This window comes from Micromonospora sp. NPDC049175, from assembly GCF_043197345.1.
Taxonomy (GTDB): Bacteria; Actinomycetota; Actinomycetes; order Mycobacteriales; family Micromonosporaceae; genus Micromonospora.
The window spans coordinates 196,578-210,598 of record NZ_JBICSY010000001.1 but is presented as its reverse complement, the minus strand read 5'-3'; the positions used below and the strand labels follow the sequence as shown (position 1 = coordinate 210,598).

Below are 14,021 nucleotides of genomic sequence, written 5' to 3'. Positions count from 1 at the left end.
CAGCCTGCCGACGACCGATCCATGCCGGATCCATGCCGGTCCGGATGCGGTCCACGGGGGACGCTCAGCGCGCGGTCGCCAACCGCTCGGACAGCTCCTCGGCGTCCGGGTGACCGAGCCGGTCGAAGATCGCCAGCGCCTGGCCCCAGAGGTCTACCGACGTGTCGTGGTCACCCACCGCCCGATGGCTGTCGCCGAGCCGCACGAGTGTCTCGGCCCGTCCGCACTGGTCCTGAGCGTCGGAATACAGCGCGAGGGCACGTCGATAGCAGGCCGCCGCCGTCGGGTGCGCCCCGAGACCCTGATGGGCGAAGCCGAGACTGTCCCAGGTGTGGGCCTCGCCCACCCGGTCCTGCACCTCGGCGTGGAGTGCCAGCGCCTGCTCACAGTAGGCGATGGCGCGGACGTGCTCGTCCAGCCGGGCGTGGCCCCACCCGATCGCGTTGAGCGCGGCGGCCGCGCCGCGTTTGTCGTCGCCGTCGCTGGACAGCGCCAGCGCCGCCTCGGCGTGCGCCAGCGATTCCCGCGGGTTGCCCTCGATGTCGTACACCCAGGCGAGGTAAAGGTGGATGCTCGCCTGCCCGGGCCGGTCACCGATCGTGTCGTACCGCGCCATCGCGCTGCGCAGGTGGCGGCGGGCGGCAGCGTACCGGCGGAGCTGGAGGTGTGCCAGCGCGAGGTCCCGGTGCGCCACCGCCTCGGCGCGCGGCTCGCCCCGGCGTCGGGCGACGGCGACCGCGACCGTCTGTACGACGCTCAGGTCGTGCCACCGCGACAACCGGCTGAGCAGGGGGGTGAGGGCCTGGGCGAGCTGCCCCGCGTGGGCGTCGAAGCGGTGGGCGCCCGCTTCGTCGACGGCGGCCAGCAGCACCTCCTGCTCGATGGTGAACCAGGCCAGCGCCGACCGGTGGTCGGTGAACGCCGGCGGCGCCACGTCGGCGGGCAGCGGATCGGTCGGCTGGTGGCTGGCATCGACAAGGCTCGCCGCGGCACGGACGGCGCGCAGGTAGTGGTCGAACACGCGCGTGCGGGCGGCTCTGCGGCCGGTCGCGGAGTCGTGGGTGTCCGTCAGTTCCTCGCCGTAGGCCCGGAGCAGATCGTGACAGCGGAAGCGGCCGGGGGACTGCTCGGACAGCAGGTTCGCGCGGGTCAGCTCGTCGAGCGCCGGCCGGATCCGGTGCGGCGGCTCCCCGGCGAGGCTGGCCGCCGCCGCCGCGCTGAGGTCCGCCGTAGGGTGCAGGCTGAGCTGCCGGAACAGCCGGGCCGCGTCCGGACCGAGCAGACGGTACGACCAGGAGAGCACCGTACGCAGATCGGTGGCGGCGTCGTCGGTGGCCAGGGCCGTGAGCCCGCCCCTGGGCGCGGCCAGATCATCCGCGATGGCCTGGAGTGGGAACGTGGGGCGGGCGGCGGCCCGCGCCGCCACGATGGACAGCGCGAGGGGCAACCGCGCGGTACGGCTGACCAGCTCGTCCACGGCGGCCGGCTGGGCGGCGGCCCGCGCACCCAGCCGCCGCACGAGCAACTGGCGTGCTTCGGAGGTGCTGGGCAGGTCCAGTGCGACGGTGTGGGCGCCCTCGGCGGCGACCAGGCCGGGCAGCGTGTGGCGGCTCGTCACGATCACGCCGCAGCGGCGGGACCCGGGAAGCAGTGGCCGGACCTGTTCGGCGTCGCGCGCGTTGTCGAGCAGCACGAGCAGCCGCCGGTCCGCGGTCAGGCTCCGGTACAGGGCGAACTGGGCCGCCGGTTCGGCGGGTATCTCCAGGGGTTTGACGCCCAGGGCGGGCAGCAGCGACCGGACGACGACGGCGGACGGTGCGGCCTCCCGTGTCGCCGTGCCGAAACCGCCCAGGTCGACGTGGAGTTGGCCGTCCGGATAGTGGTGCAGGCTGTCGTGCGCCCAGCGCAGCGCCAGCCAGGTCTTTCCGACGCCGCCGGTGCCGGTGACGACGACGGTGCCGGCCGGGTCGGCGTCGTCGAGCAGCAGCGTCGTGAGTCGGGCCAGCTCGCGGGTCCGGCCGGTGAACAACGTCGGCGGGGCGGGCAACTGCCGGGGAACGATCCGTGGCGGCTGTCTCTCCGGCGGCCGTGCCCCGGAGGTGGACACCTCCCGGTCGGCCCGCAGGATGCTCGTGTGCAGCCGTTGCAGATCGGCGCCGGGCTCGACTCCCACCTCCTCGGCCAGGAGCCGGCGTAACCGCCGGTACGTCGTCAGCGCGTCCGCCCGCCGTCCGGCCCGGGCCAGGGCCACCATGAGCTGCCCCCAGGGGCGCTCGCGCAGCGGATCCGCGTCGATCTGCCTGCGGAGCGGCTCGATCAGCTCGTTGTGCCGGCCGGCGCGCAGGTGGAGGTCCGCGACCTCCTCCAACAGACTCGACCGCTGCTCCTCGAGCCGGGTCCGGACGGAGAGCAACACGCCCGTGCCGGGGAGGCCCGCGAACGGTTCGCCCCGCCACAGCGCCAGCGCCGCCTCGAACGCCCGCAGGGCATCCGCGCAGCGGTCCTGCCGCAACGCGTGATAGCCGCGCTGGGCCAGGTCGTCGAAGGCGACGCTGTCCAACGTCTGTTCCTCGAGGACGAGACGGTAACCGGTGGCTCCGGCCTCGATGGCGGGGTCCGGTGCGCCCGGGGACCGCAACGCGCGGCGTAACGCCCAGACGTAGGTCTTCACGTTGCCGGCTGCCGTCTTCGGCGGACGGCCCTGCCACAGCTCGTCGACGAGTTGGTCGATGGACCACGCGCTGCCCGGCTGCGACAGCAGGACGGCCAGTAGGCGCACCTGCATCGGCGTGCCGAGCGCCAGCCGTTGCCCGGCAGGGGAGCACACCTCGACCGACCCGAGCAGGTGATATCGCATCGCTGGCCTCCCCCCGTCACGCCGGGCCATCACCCCACCGTACGGCCTGACCGGGGTCCACTGCCTCCCGACGAGGTCTGCGGAGCCGATGCCGCCTCGACCGCAGCGGTCCTGGCCGGCTCCCGTGTGGCTCCGCCTCGGGGTGGCATCGATTCGTTGCCTTATATACGGTGGCACGGTCGCGGGGCGACCGTGTCCTCGACGAGGCTGTCCCCGCTACGACATCGCGCCCGCGATTCGGAAGAGGGATTCGTCGTGACCATGGACTCGCAGGCGACCGACCGGCCCGAGGCCGGAGCGGTGCAGAAGATCGACACGTCGGTGCCGCATTCGGCCCGGATCTGGAACTACTGGCTCGGCGGCAAGGACAACTTCGCGGTCGACCGCGAAGCCGGCGACCAGTACCGGCAGGTCTTCCCCGGCGTCGTCGACGTCGCCCGCGCCTCCCGGCAGTTCCTGGTCCGCTCGATCATGTTCCTCGCCGGCGAGGCGGGCGTCCGGCAGTTCCTCGACGTCGGCACGGGGTTGCCGACGGCCGACAACACCCACGAGGTGGCGCAGCGGATCGCACCGGACGCGCGGATCGTCTACGTGGACAGCGATCCACTGGTGTTGGCCCACGCCCGTGCGTTGCTCGTCGGCACGGCCGAGGGCAGGACCGCGTACATCGACGGCGACCTGCACGACCCGGCCGCGGTCGTCGCCGAGGCCGGCAAGACGCTCGACTTCCAGCAACCGATCGGCCTCATCCTCAGCGGGGTGCTGGGCCACGTGCCCGACTACGAGGCGGCCCGCGCGATCACGCGGCAGTTGCTGGCGTCGCTGCCCAGCGGCAGCTACCTCTCCCTCAACGACGGCACGAGCCTGATCAGCGCCGAGATACAGCAGGCGCAGGACGACTACAACGACAGCGGGGCGGTTCCGTACACGCTCCGCTCGCCGGACCAGATCGCCGGCTTCTTCGACGGCCTGGAGCTGGTGGAGCCGGGCGTCGTGCCGTGCCCGCAGTGGCGACCCGACAACGGGGTCGACACGCCCGCCGACATCGACGCCTTCGGCGGGGTGGGCCGCAAGCGCTAGCACCTTACTGTCCGTACCCGTCCTCGGACACCCGTCTCGTTAGCCTGGGCGGGTGAGCGAACACGTCCAGGTGTCAACAGCCACGCCGACCCGCGAAGCGGCGATGACGCTAGCCGCAGGGGCAACAGCGGCACGCCTGGCGGCGGGCGCTCAGGTGGCCGGGCCGTTGGCGTCCGTGTTCTGGCACCTCGGCGAGCAGGGCACAAGCGAAGAGTGGCAGGTGCTGCTCTACACCACCGCCGACCGGTACCCGCAACTGGAGACGTACCTCATTGACGCCCACCCGTGGGACAACCCGCAGGTCACCGCCGTACCGATCGTTCACGGCTCGGCCGCCTACCTGGCGTGGGTCAGGCGGACAGTCGAGGGCGAGTAGACATCTCGGCGGCAGCGGCGTGATTAGCTGCACGGGTGATCACTCCCGTTTCCCTCGGCACGTGGCCGACACCCCTGGAGGCCGCGCCCCGGCTCGCGGCCCGGCTGGGGTTGGCCGAGCTCTGGTTCAAGCGCGACGACCTCGGCGGCCTCGGGGGAGGCGGCAACAAGATCCGCAAGCTGGAATACACCTGCGCCCAGGCGATCGCCGCCGGCGCCACGACGCTTGTCACCTCGGGTGCGCCGCAGAGCAACCACGCGCGGCTCACCGCGGCGGCGGCCGCGCGGCTCGGCCTCTCCTGCGTACTGGTGCTCGCCGGCTCGCGCCCGGAGAGCCGGCGAGGCAACCTGCTGCTCGACGGGCTCGCCGGCGCGGAGATCGTCTGGAGTGATGATCGTCCGCTCGCCGAGGTGGTGGCGGCCGAGGCGGAGCGACGATCGGCCTACCTCATCCCGTTCGGCGGCACCTCACTCGCGTCGGTCCACGGCTACGTGGACTGTGGTCGGGAGTTGCGGGCCCAGGTGCCGGACCTCGACGGGACCGACGTCGTGGTGGCGCTCGGCTCGGGTGGCACGATGGCCGGCCTGGTGCGGGAGTTGGGTGCCGAGCGGGTGGTCGGCGTGGACGTCGGTGCCCTGCCGGACCCTCGGACGACAGTGGCCGGGCTGCTCGACGGCGAGGTCGAGGCGGACGCGCTGCGGATCGACGGTTCCCAGGTGGGCGCCGGGTACCGCACGCTCACCGACGGCGCTCGGGCGGCGCTGGAGACGACCGCGCGCGAGGAGGGCGTCTTCCTGGATCCGACGTACACCGGTCGGGCGATGGCGGGGCTGCTGGCCGGCAGCTTCCCGCGCGGCGACAAGGTCGTCTTCCTGCACAGCGGGGGACTGCCGGGACTCTTCGGCCACCCGGAGCTGTAGGGCGAGCGGCAGCGCCCTCCGGCGAGATCGCACCGGAGGGCGCCGAGCCGGGCTGTCGACGGATCAGACAGAGGCGAAGTGCTCGCGGTGATCGCGGACGAACTCGGCGAAGGTCCGCGGCTGCCGGCCGACGATCCGCTCGACATGGTCGTTTGTGAAGTCACCCCATCCGGAGCCGTAGGCGACCCGGTACTCGGCGAGGACCTCGGCCGACCACTCGTCGAGGCCGGCCTGGAGCAGGCCCTCGCGTGCCTGTTCCGCGCTCTGCGGCACGTAGCGCACCGGCTGGCCGAGCGTACGGGCGATCTCGTCGGCCGCCTGGTCCAGGCTGATGCTCTCCGGGCCGGTGGGCGTGTAGATCATGCCCTCGTGCCGCTGCGGTGCGGTGAGGATCGCCGCCCCGGCGGCGGCGATGTCCCGGGCGTCGATCAGGCCGACCTTCGCGTCACCGAAGAGGCCGTAGAGGTGCTCACCGGCCTTGGCGCCGAGCAGGTTCTGCATGAAGTAACTGGGTCGCAGGATCGTCCAGGGGATGCCCGAATCCCGCAGCTCGGCGTCGGAGAGCGCGTGCAGTCGGCCGTTGCGGGTGGGAGCGTCGTGCGCGGCACCGATCGCGGAGAGCCGGACGATGTGCCGCACGCCGGCCTGCCGGGCCGCCCACACGGCGTTCATGCTCTGGCTCGGTGCCTGCGGGCCCATCGGCATCAGCAGCCACAGTGTCGTCACGCCCTCGAATGCCGGGGTCAGCGTGGTGGGGCGGTCCAGGTCGCCGACGACGTACTCGACCCCGTCGAGCCCGGGCGTGCGGGAGGCGTCCCGGACGAGGGCGCGGACCGGCTGCCTGCCGGCCAGCTCCCGCAGCACCTCCCGCGACACAGTGCCATTTGCCCCGGTTATCAGAATGGTCATGGTCATCCTCTCGGTCTGGCGGACCGAGGTCGGGCCACCGGTCGCCGCCAGCGACGATATAGTCCATAACTTGTACAGTCCAATGATTGGACCAAAATATGAAGCGCAGCACACTGAAGGAGCAGAACCCCGACCTCGGGATCCTGGCCGTGCAGCTCTCCGCGCGCGTCCAGCGGGAGATCTTCCGACGTTCGGCGGAGCAGGGATTCGACGACGTCCGGCCCCGCCACGGCGCGGTCCTCGCGTACCTGGACGCCGAGGGCACCCGCCCCGGCGAGCTGGCCCGGCTGGCCGGGCGCAACAAACAGACGATGGGCGCGATCCTCGATGAGCTGGAACGGCTGGGCTACGTCCGGCGTACGCCCGACCCGGCCGACCGCCGGGCAAAGTTGATCGTGCCGACGGATCGGGGCCTCAGCCTCATGGCGGCCTCCGACGGCTTCGTGCACCTGATCGAGCAGAAACTCGCCGACACGCTCGGACCCGACGGGTACCGCGACTTCAGGGACGCGCTGGCCCGGGGCGTGGCGAGCCTCCCGGCGACCGGTCTGGACACCGAGGGCTGAGCTGGCATGTGCCGGCGTCAACCGGGTAGGCCGTCGTGGCCCCAGGGGCCGGCGGAACGCCCAGGCTGACCGCTTTCCACGCAGCCGAGGAGCACCGACATGCCGGTGGGACGGGCCCGACTCGCACCGTCCGTCTCCCTGGTGCTGCTGGCGTCGATCCTCGTCTCGTTCCTGGCCGCGTCGGCGGCACCGACCCCGCTCTACGGTGTGTACCAGGAACGCTGGCACTTCTCCCCGGTCACGACCACAGTGGTGTTCGCCGTCTACGCGCTCGCGGTGCTGGTATCGCTGCTCACGTTCGGTAGGTTGTCCGACCACGTCGGTCGGCGGCCGGTCCTGGCCGTCGCGATCGCGGTGCAGATGCTCGCGCTTGTCGTCTTCATCGTCGCCAACGGCGTTCCCGCCCTGCTGGTCGCCCGTCTCGTGCAGGGGTTGGCCGCCGGTGCCGCCACCGGCGCCGTGGGCGCCGCCATGCTCGACATCGACCGTGCCCGGGGCACGCTCGCGAACTCGATCGCACCCGGTATCGGAACCGGAAGCGGAGCCCTGCTCTCGGCGCTGCTCATCCAGTTCCTGCCCGCGCCGACGCGACTGGTGTACGTCGTACTGCTCGTGATCCTGCTGATCCAGGCCGTCGGGGTCGCGCTGATGCCGGAGACGGTCACGCCGATGGCCGGTGCCCGACGCAGCCTGCGGCCGGACATCACACTGCCCCGCTCGGTGCGCCAACCGGTCCTGGTCGTCATCCCGGTGCTCTTCGCGGTCTGGGCGCTCGCCGGGTTCTTCGGCGCGCTCGGCCCGGCGCTGGTCCGCAGCCTCATGAACACGTCGATCGTGGTCGGCGGTCTGGTCCTCTTCGTCTTCGCCGTCTTCGGCTCGGTCGCCGTTCTGCTCCAGCGCGACACCGCCGCCCGAACCGTGATCCTGACCGGGATCGTCACGCTCATCCTCGGCATGATCGTCACGTTGGTGGCGGTCACGGCGCAGTCCATCCCGGTCTTCTTCGTCGGCCTCGCGCTCGGGGGTGTCGGCTTCGGCAGCGGCTTCCAGGGCAGCCTCAAGACGGTCCTGCCACTTGTCGAGGCGCACCAACGCGCCAGCGTGCTGTCCGTGCTCTACGTCGTCTGCTACGTCGGCTTCGGTCTCCCCACGGTGATCGCCGGCTTCCTCGTGGTCTACGCCGGCGGCCTGCCGCGGACCGCGGACGAGTACTCCGTCGCCGTCATCCTCCTCGCCCTGGTCGCCCTGCTGGGGCTGCGCGGGGCCACCAGGACCACGCCGGGCTGATGCCGGAAAGCCGGGTCGAGCAGGGGCCCAACCAGTAGCGTGCTGATCAGGAAGGGGGCGGCGATGAGCCCGAAGGTTGCCCAGGGCGACGCGAGCACGACCTCGCGCGTCGAGAGCCTGGACCTGAAGCTTGAGGTGATCGTCATCCCGGTGTCGGATGTCGACCGGGCGAAGGCGTTCTACGAGCGCCTCGGGTGGCGGCTCGACCAGACGCCGCCCGGCATCGTCCAACTCACCCCGCACGGCTCCGACTGCTCGGTGCAGTTCGGCGCCGGGCTCACGTCGGCGGCGCCCGGCTCGGCCTCGGCGTACCTGGTCGTCTCCGACATCGAGGCGGCCCACGACGCCCTGGTCTCCGCGGGCGTCGAGGTCGGCGACGTCTTCCACGTCACCCCGGACGGACCGGTCGACGGGCTGGACCCCGAGCGGCGCAGCTACGTCTCGCGCGCCACGCTGCGTGATCCGGACGGCAACACCTGGCTGATGCAGGAGATCACCACCAGGCTTCCCGGGCGCATCGAGGGCGGCCTCACGTCGTTCGGCTCCGCGAGCGACCTGGCGAGCGCGCTGCGGCGCGCGGCCGCCGCGCACGGCGAGCACGAGAAACGTACGGGCGAGCATGACGACAACTGGCCCGACTGGTACGCGGCGTACCTGGTGAGCGAGCAGTCCGGGGCCACGCCGCCCGATTGAGCCCGCGGTAGGCCCAGCCCGCTGCCGGTGAGTCCTCGTGACGACTCACCGGCAGCACCGTCTCCGCTGCGCGGTGAGCGGGGGCCTCCCGCTGCGCGCGGTTCGTACGGGCGATGTACGCGGGTTGTACGCCGAGCGCCCTACCATCCCCCCGACACGATGATCTTCTTCGATCCAAGCGGCACCGCCGGCCTCAGAGCCGACTCCGGCGGCGTGCCGTGCCTCGTCGCCTGTGCGCGGTTCCCCGGCCGCCGGTAGGGAGGAGACCTCGATGACGAGTCCTGGTGCGGGCGGTGCGATGCCGTGACGCGGGTACGGTTCCTCGCCCTGGGCCCGCTGCACGCCGAGGTGGGCAGCGAGTGGCTCGACCTCGGGCCCGTCCGGCAACAGGCGGTCTTCGCGATCCTGCTGTTCAACGCGGACCGCGTGGTCACACCGGCGTCGATCCTGCAGGGAGTCTGGGGCGGCCGGGCCCCGGCGACCGGCACGAAGCTGATTCCGCCGTACATCTATCGACTGCGACGCACACTCCAGGCGGCGTGCGTCGGCCACGACGGCCCCTCGATCGACAGCTCCCGGATCGGCTACCGGCTGCGCCTCGGTTCGGCCCGGACCGACGTCGCGGACTTCGACGAGGCGGTGGAACGGGCGGCTGCCGCCGAGACGGCCGGCGACCTCGCCGGGGCCGTGGCGCTCCTGGCCGAGGCCGAGCGGAGTTGGGCGGGCGAACCGTTGGCGGGCCTGACCGGTCCGTACGCGGAGAGCCGGCGTCAGCACCTGCTCGAACGCCGCGTCGTCTGCCTGGAACACCGACTGGAGCTGCACCTGCGGCTGGGCGACTGCCACCGGGCGATCCCCGCGCTCATCGCGTTGCAGACGGAGTATCCCCTGCGGGAACGGCTGACGATCATGCTGATGACCGCCCTGTACCAGACCGGCAGGCAGGGCGAGGCGATGGACGTGTACGGCGCGTTCCGTACCCGCCTGGCGACCGAGTTGGGCGTCGAGCCGACCCCCGCGCTGCTCGCCGCGTACACCTCGATGTTGCGCGGCGACCTGGGCCCGCCTGCGGCGCCCGGCCCTCTTCCCGAAGGACCCGCCCGGGCACGGGCGGCCACCACCACGTGATGCGCGGCGACGCCGCGCGGTGAGGCGGAGCAGATGGACGACGGCCTTGCCCCGGTGCGGCCGGGGGACGCCGGATGGTTTCTGGGTCACTCCCTGCGGGAGCGGCTGACCGGCGCGGTGCCGACCGGCCCCGCCGACGAGGATCTCGGCCGGGCCCGGCTGAAGATGTGGCAGAACGAGCCGGTCCACGCGAGGCGGCCCGACCTGATCCCGCGGCGGCTGGCCGAGCACGGGCTCGACGAGGCCGGTCTGATCCGGATCCTGGGCGAGCCACCCGAGGCGGTTCGCGCCCGGTTCGACAGCGTGCCGGACTACGCCCGCCGGCTGGTCGAGGCCGCGCGGCGAGATCCGGCCGCCGCGGTGGCACCCGGCCACGGCACGGCGGGACACGATGGGGCCGCGGGATTCGCGGTGCTCGTCGCGCCACTGATCGCCGCCGCGGTGGAACGGACGGGCGCGCTGGTGGCGGCGCTTGTCGACGGCCACCCGCACCTGTCGGCCGAGGCGCTGACCACGCGGCTGGGTCCGGGCCCGATCGACACCGTCAACATGCTCGTGGCCCGGACGATGGCGTTGGAGCTCAACGTCCTGCGGATCCTGGGCGAGCTGTCCGGGAGCAGCCCGCACGAGCGCTTCCACGACTTCCTGCACCGGTTGGGGCAGCCGCAGCACGCGCTGCGGCTGCTGCGCGAATATCCGGTGCTGGCCCGGGACCTGGTGCGGGTCGTCGACAACTGGGAGGCCAGCCGCCTGGAGTTCGCCGAGCGCCTCGTCGCCGACTACGCCGACCTGGCCGACAGGTGCGGCGGGCCGGACGCGCTCGGGGACCTGGCCGAGGTGAGCTTCGGGGCGGGCGACAACCACCGGGGTGGACGCTCGGTGGCGGTCGTCCGCTTCGCGACCGGCGTGCGGGTGATGTACAAACCCCGGCGTCTCCAGGTCGACGGCCACTTCCAACACCTGTTGGCCTGGCTCAACGAGCGCGGCGCGCACCCCACGCTGCGGACGTTCTGGGTGCTCGACCGCGAGGTGTACGGGTGGACCGAGTTCGTCGAGAGTGGACCCTGCGCCGACCGGGACGCCCTCGACAGGTTCTATCAGCGGCAGGGCGCGCTGCTGGCCCTGCTACAGACCCTCGGCGCGACGGACTTCCACCTGGAGAACGTGATCGCCTCCGGTGAGCACCCGATGCTCATCGATCTGGAGGCGATGCTGCACCACTGGCAGTGGGAACGGCCGGTCGGCGACCAGGCGGGCTACCTGCAAAGCGTCGGCGTCGAGCTGATGAGCAGGTCCGTCCTCACGGTGGGGCTGCTGCCCGCGCCCGTGGTCTGGACCGAGGGCAACCAGGTCAACCAGTTCGACATGAGCGGGATGTCCGGGGCCGGCGGACAGTTGACGGCTCGGCCGGTCACGGTCTGGAACGGGTTCGGCACCGACGAGATGCGCCTGGACCGGCGACGGGTGCCGCTGCCCGGCTCGGGGAACCTCCCCACCCTGGGCGAGCAGCGCCTGGACGTGACGGAGTTCGCGTCCGAGATCGGCGACGGATACCGCACGCTCTACCGGATCCTGCTGCGACACCGGGACGAGTTGCTGGAGCCGTCCGGCCCGTTGGCCGCGTTCGCGCACGACGAGGTGCGGGTGGTCCTGCGCGCCACCGAGTCGTACGTTCGGCTGCTCGCCGAGGCGCAGCACCCGGACCTGCTGCGAGACGCGTTGGACCGGGACCGGTACTTCGAGAACCTGTGGACAGGGCACGAGCACCGCGAGCACCGCGACGCCCTGATCGCCGCGGAGCTGGCCCAGATGTACGCCGGTGACGTGCCGATCTTCGTGACCACGCCGTCGTCGACCGACCTCACCGGGGGCGACGGCACCGTGTTGCCGGGCGTGCTGCGCCAGAGCGGTCTGGACGCGGTGCGCGACCGCCTGGCGGGCATGTCCGAGGATCACCTGGCCCAGCAGAGCTGGATCATCGAAGCCTCCCTCACCGCGCTGATCATGGGGGATCCGTCGCGGTGGCGTGCACCGAGCCCGCCGGGCGCGGTGCTGCCGCCGCCGGTCGTGCCCGCGCCCGTCGTGCCCGCGCCCGTCGTGCCCGCGCCTTTCGTGCCCGCGACCGTCGTGCCCGCGACCGTCGTGCCCGCGCCTTTCGTGCCCGCGACGGTTGCGTCCGCGACCGTCGCGCCTGAGCGCTTTGTCGACGCGGCGCGGATCATCGGGGATCGGTTGTTGGCGACCGCGCTCGCCGAGGACGACCGGATCTGCTGGCTGGGTCTGAGCCTGATCGCCGACAAGGTGTGGGTGCTCGGCCCGAGCGCCATGGACCTCTACAACGGCATCAGCGGCATCGCCCTGTTCCTCGCCCGGCTGGCGAGCGTCACCGGCGACGCGGTCTACCGGCAGGCCGCCGACCGGGCCGCCACGATGATGCTCCGCGAGGCGCAGAGCTGGCTCGCCGGCCCGGCCGGGACCGCGGGCATCGGCGGTTTCGACCACCTGGGCGGCTCGGTGTACGCCCTGAGCCACCTCACCGCAGTCCTGGACCGCGCCGACCTGGTCGACACCGCCGTGGGCCTGGCCGCCTCGATGGTCAGGCACGCCACCGACAGCCGCGAGTACGACATCATCAACGGCAGCGCCGGTGGCCTGCTCGCCCTGCTGTCGCTGCACCGGGTCACCGACGACCCGAGCCTGCTCGACGGCGCCCGTACGCTGGCCCGGCACGCGCGCACCGGCGCGCAGCCGGTGGGCGACGGGGTCGGGTGGTGCGGCACCCTCTACACCGAGGCGCCGCTGGCGGGGTTCTCCCACGGGGCGTCGGGCATCGCGACCGCCCTGGCCCGCTGGGACCGGTACGCCGGGGCGCGTGAACACCGCGACACGGTGGACGCCGCGCTGCGCTACGAGCGCACGGTGTACGACGAGGCGACCGGCAACTGGCGCGACCTCCGCCCGGACACGCCGCAGGGCGACTCCATGGTCGCCTGGTGCCACGGCGCGGCCGGCGTCGCGATGGCACGTGCCGAACTGCTGGGCTACGCCACCGACGGCGCGCTGCTGCGCGACGACCTGCGGCGCGCGCTGACGGCGACGCTCGAACCGAGCAACCTGCTGCACAACCACTCGATCTGCCACGGGGACCTCGGCAACGCCGAGGCTGCGCTGGCCGCCGCACGAGCCCTCGGGGACGACGGGGCGGCCCAGCGTGCCGCCGCGATCGCGCTGGCCGCCGTCGCGGACATCGAGAACCGCGACTGGCGGTGCGGTGTGCCCCGGGGCGTGGAGACACCGGGGCTGATGAGCGGCCTGGCCGGCATCGGCTACGCGCTCCTGCGGTGGGCCGATCCGGCGGCCGTGCCGTCGGTGCTGCTGCTGGAGCCGCCGACCGACCATCGCGCTGCCATCGATCTGCCATAGCGCGGACCTACGGTTCCGCCCGTGGAGGCCCATCCACGTAGCACACCCCAGCACCTATAGATCGGAGCTTCACATGGACTACATCAGGGCGTGGAAGGACCCGGTCTACCGGGCGTCGCTCAGCGACGAGGAGCGTGCCAGCCTGCCGGCGAACCCGGCCGGCTTCGTCGAGCTGAACGACCAGGAGCTCGACGGGGCCGACGGCGGCACGTGGACCCCGACTCCCACGATCACCGTGGTCACCGGGGCCGCCGGCTGCTTCTCCTTCAACGGCACCTTCTGCAACGGCACCTGCGCGGCGTTCACCGTCGGCTGCTGCGGCTGACCGCTCCACCCCGGCGAGCGGACGCGCTCCGTCCTCCACACCTGCGTCCACTCGCCAGCGCATCCCCAATCCCCTGAGGAGAGCCCTTCATGGACATTGTGCAAGCCTGGAAGGACCCCGAGTACCGGGCGAGCCTTTCCGCCGAGCAGTTGGCCGCGCTCCCGGAGCACCCCTGCGGCGTGGTCGAACTCGGTGACGACGTCCTCGCGCACATCGCCGGCGCACGCACCGAGGGCATCTGGACCCTCGGCTGCTGTGGCGGCTTCACCGCCCGGGAGACCCCGTGCGGTTCCTGTGGCGCGACGTGCGGCGGAACCACCTGTGGCACCTGCCAGACGCAGTCGACCTGCGGCCTGTGCACCGCCTGATCCACCCGCTGGACCGGCGGTGCCCGGACGCCTGAGGTGTCCGGGCACCGTCCCCGCGAGACCCGACCGCTGCGCGAGAGAGAGCACCC

General features: G+C 72.4%; 12 protein-coding genes. 10 read left to right on the top strand and 2 right to left on the bottom strand.

Annotation, left to right across the window (positions count from 1 at the left end; translation table 11 throughout):
- Nucleotides 1-64 precede the first annotated feature (64 nt).
- The gene (locus tag ACGFH8_RS00870) at nucleotides 65-2,857 is read right to left on the bottom strand and encodes a BTAD domain-containing putative transcriptional regulator (RefSeq protein WP_393361365.1); all 2,793 of its coding nucleotides are present in this window, start codon (nucleotides 2,855-2,857) and stop codon (nucleotides 65-67) included.
- A gap of 261 nt (nucleotides 2,858-3,118) precedes the next feature.
- Here ACGFH8_RS00870 and ACGFH8_RS00865 point away from each other — a divergent pair, with 261 nt between their 5' ends.
- From ACGFH8_RS00865 to ACGFH8_RS00855, 3 genes are read left to right on the top strand one after another with little or no spacing between them, the layout of a single operon-like run.
- Complete coding sequence (locus ACGFH8_RS00865) at nucleotides 3,119-3,937, top strand: SAM-dependent methyltransferase (protein ID WP_393364408.1); 819 nt, start codon at nucleotides 3,119-3,121, stop codon at nucleotides 3,935-3,937.
- 52 nt (nucleotides 3,938-3,989) lie between these two features.
- A complete protein-coding gene (gene cutA / locus ACGFH8_RS00860) occupies nucleotides 3,990-4,313 on the top strand; it encodes a divalent-cation tolerance protein CutA (RefSeq protein WP_393361362.1) in 324 nt (107 codons plus the stop codon).
- Between the two features lie 35 nt (nucleotides 4,314-4,348).
- Nucleotides 4,349-5,233 (top strand): pyridoxal-phosphate dependent enzyme, encoded by an 885-nt coding sequence (locus ACGFH8_RS00855; protein WP_393361359.1) that lies wholly within the window; start codon nucleotides 4,349-4,351, stop codon nucleotides 5,231-5,233.
- A 63-nt stretch (nucleotides 5,234-5,296) separates the two neighbouring features.
- Here the strand turns inward: ACGFH8_RS00855 and ACGFH8_RS00850 are convergent, their stop codons facing one another.
- Complete coding sequence (locus ACGFH8_RS00850) at nucleotides 5,297-6,142, bottom strand: NAD(P)H-binding protein (RefSeq protein WP_393361356.1); 846 nt, start codon at nucleotides 6,140-6,142, stop codon at nucleotides 5,297-5,299.
- Between the two features lie 98 nt (nucleotides 6,143-6,240).
- Here ACGFH8_RS00850 and ACGFH8_RS00845 point away from each other — a divergent pair, with 98 nt between their 5' ends.
- The 7 genes from ACGFH8_RS00845 to ACGFH8_RS00815 all read left to right on the top strand — a co-directional run bounded on the left by ACGFH8_RS00845 (nucleotide 6,241) and on the right by ACGFH8_RS00815 (nucleotide 13,932).
- A complete protein-coding gene (locus tag ACGFH8_RS00845; protein WP_393361353.1) occupies nucleotides 6,241-6,708 on the top strand; it encodes a MarR family winged helix-turn-helix transcriptional regulator in 468 nt (155 codons plus the stop codon).
- A 99-nt stretch (nucleotides 6,709-6,807) separates the two neighbouring features.
- Nucleotides 6,808-7,995: an MFS transporter gene (locus ACGFH8_RS00840; RefSeq protein WP_393361350.1), complete on the top strand. Its 1,188-nt coding sequence runs from the start codon at nucleotides 6,808-6,810 to the stop codon at nucleotides 7,993-7,995.
- Between the two features lie 63 nt (nucleotides 7,996-8,058).
- Nucleotides 8,059-8,688 carry a VOC family protein gene (locus ACGFH8_RS00835; RefSeq protein WP_393361347.1) on the top strand — a complete coding sequence of 210 codons (630 nt, stop codon included), beginning with the start codon at nucleotides 8,059-8,061 and terminating at the stop codon, nucleotides 8,686-8,688.
- Nucleotides 8,689-8,991: 303 nt separating this feature from the next.
- A complete protein-coding gene (locus ACGFH8_RS00830) occupies nucleotides 8,992-9,816 on the top strand; it encodes a BTAD domain-containing putative transcriptional regulator (protein ID WP_393361344.1) in 825 nt (274 codons plus the stop codon).
- A 33-nt stretch (nucleotides 9,817-9,849) separates the two neighbouring features.
- A complete protein-coding gene (locus ACGFH8_RS00825) occupies nucleotides 9,850-13,239 on the top strand; it encodes a type 2 lanthipeptide synthetase LanM family protein (protein ID WP_393361341.1) in 3,390 nt (1,129 codons plus the stop codon).
- Between the two features lie 73 nt (nucleotides 13,240-13,312).
- Complete coding sequence (locus ACGFH8_RS00820; RefSeq protein ID WP_357177187.1) at nucleotides 13,313-13,564, top strand: mersacidin/lichenicidin family type 2 lantibiotic; 252 nt, start codon at nucleotides 13,313-13,315, stop codon at nucleotides 13,562-13,564.
- 89 nt (nucleotides 13,565-13,653) lie between these two features.
- Nucleotides 13,654-13,932 (top strand): mersacidin/lichenicidin family type 2 lantibiotic, encoded by a 279-nt coding sequence (locus tag ACGFH8_RS00815; RefSeq protein WP_393361338.1) that lies wholly within the window; start codon nucleotides 13,654-13,656, stop codon nucleotides 13,930-13,932.
- Nucleotides 13,933-14,021 lie beyond the last annotated feature (89 nt).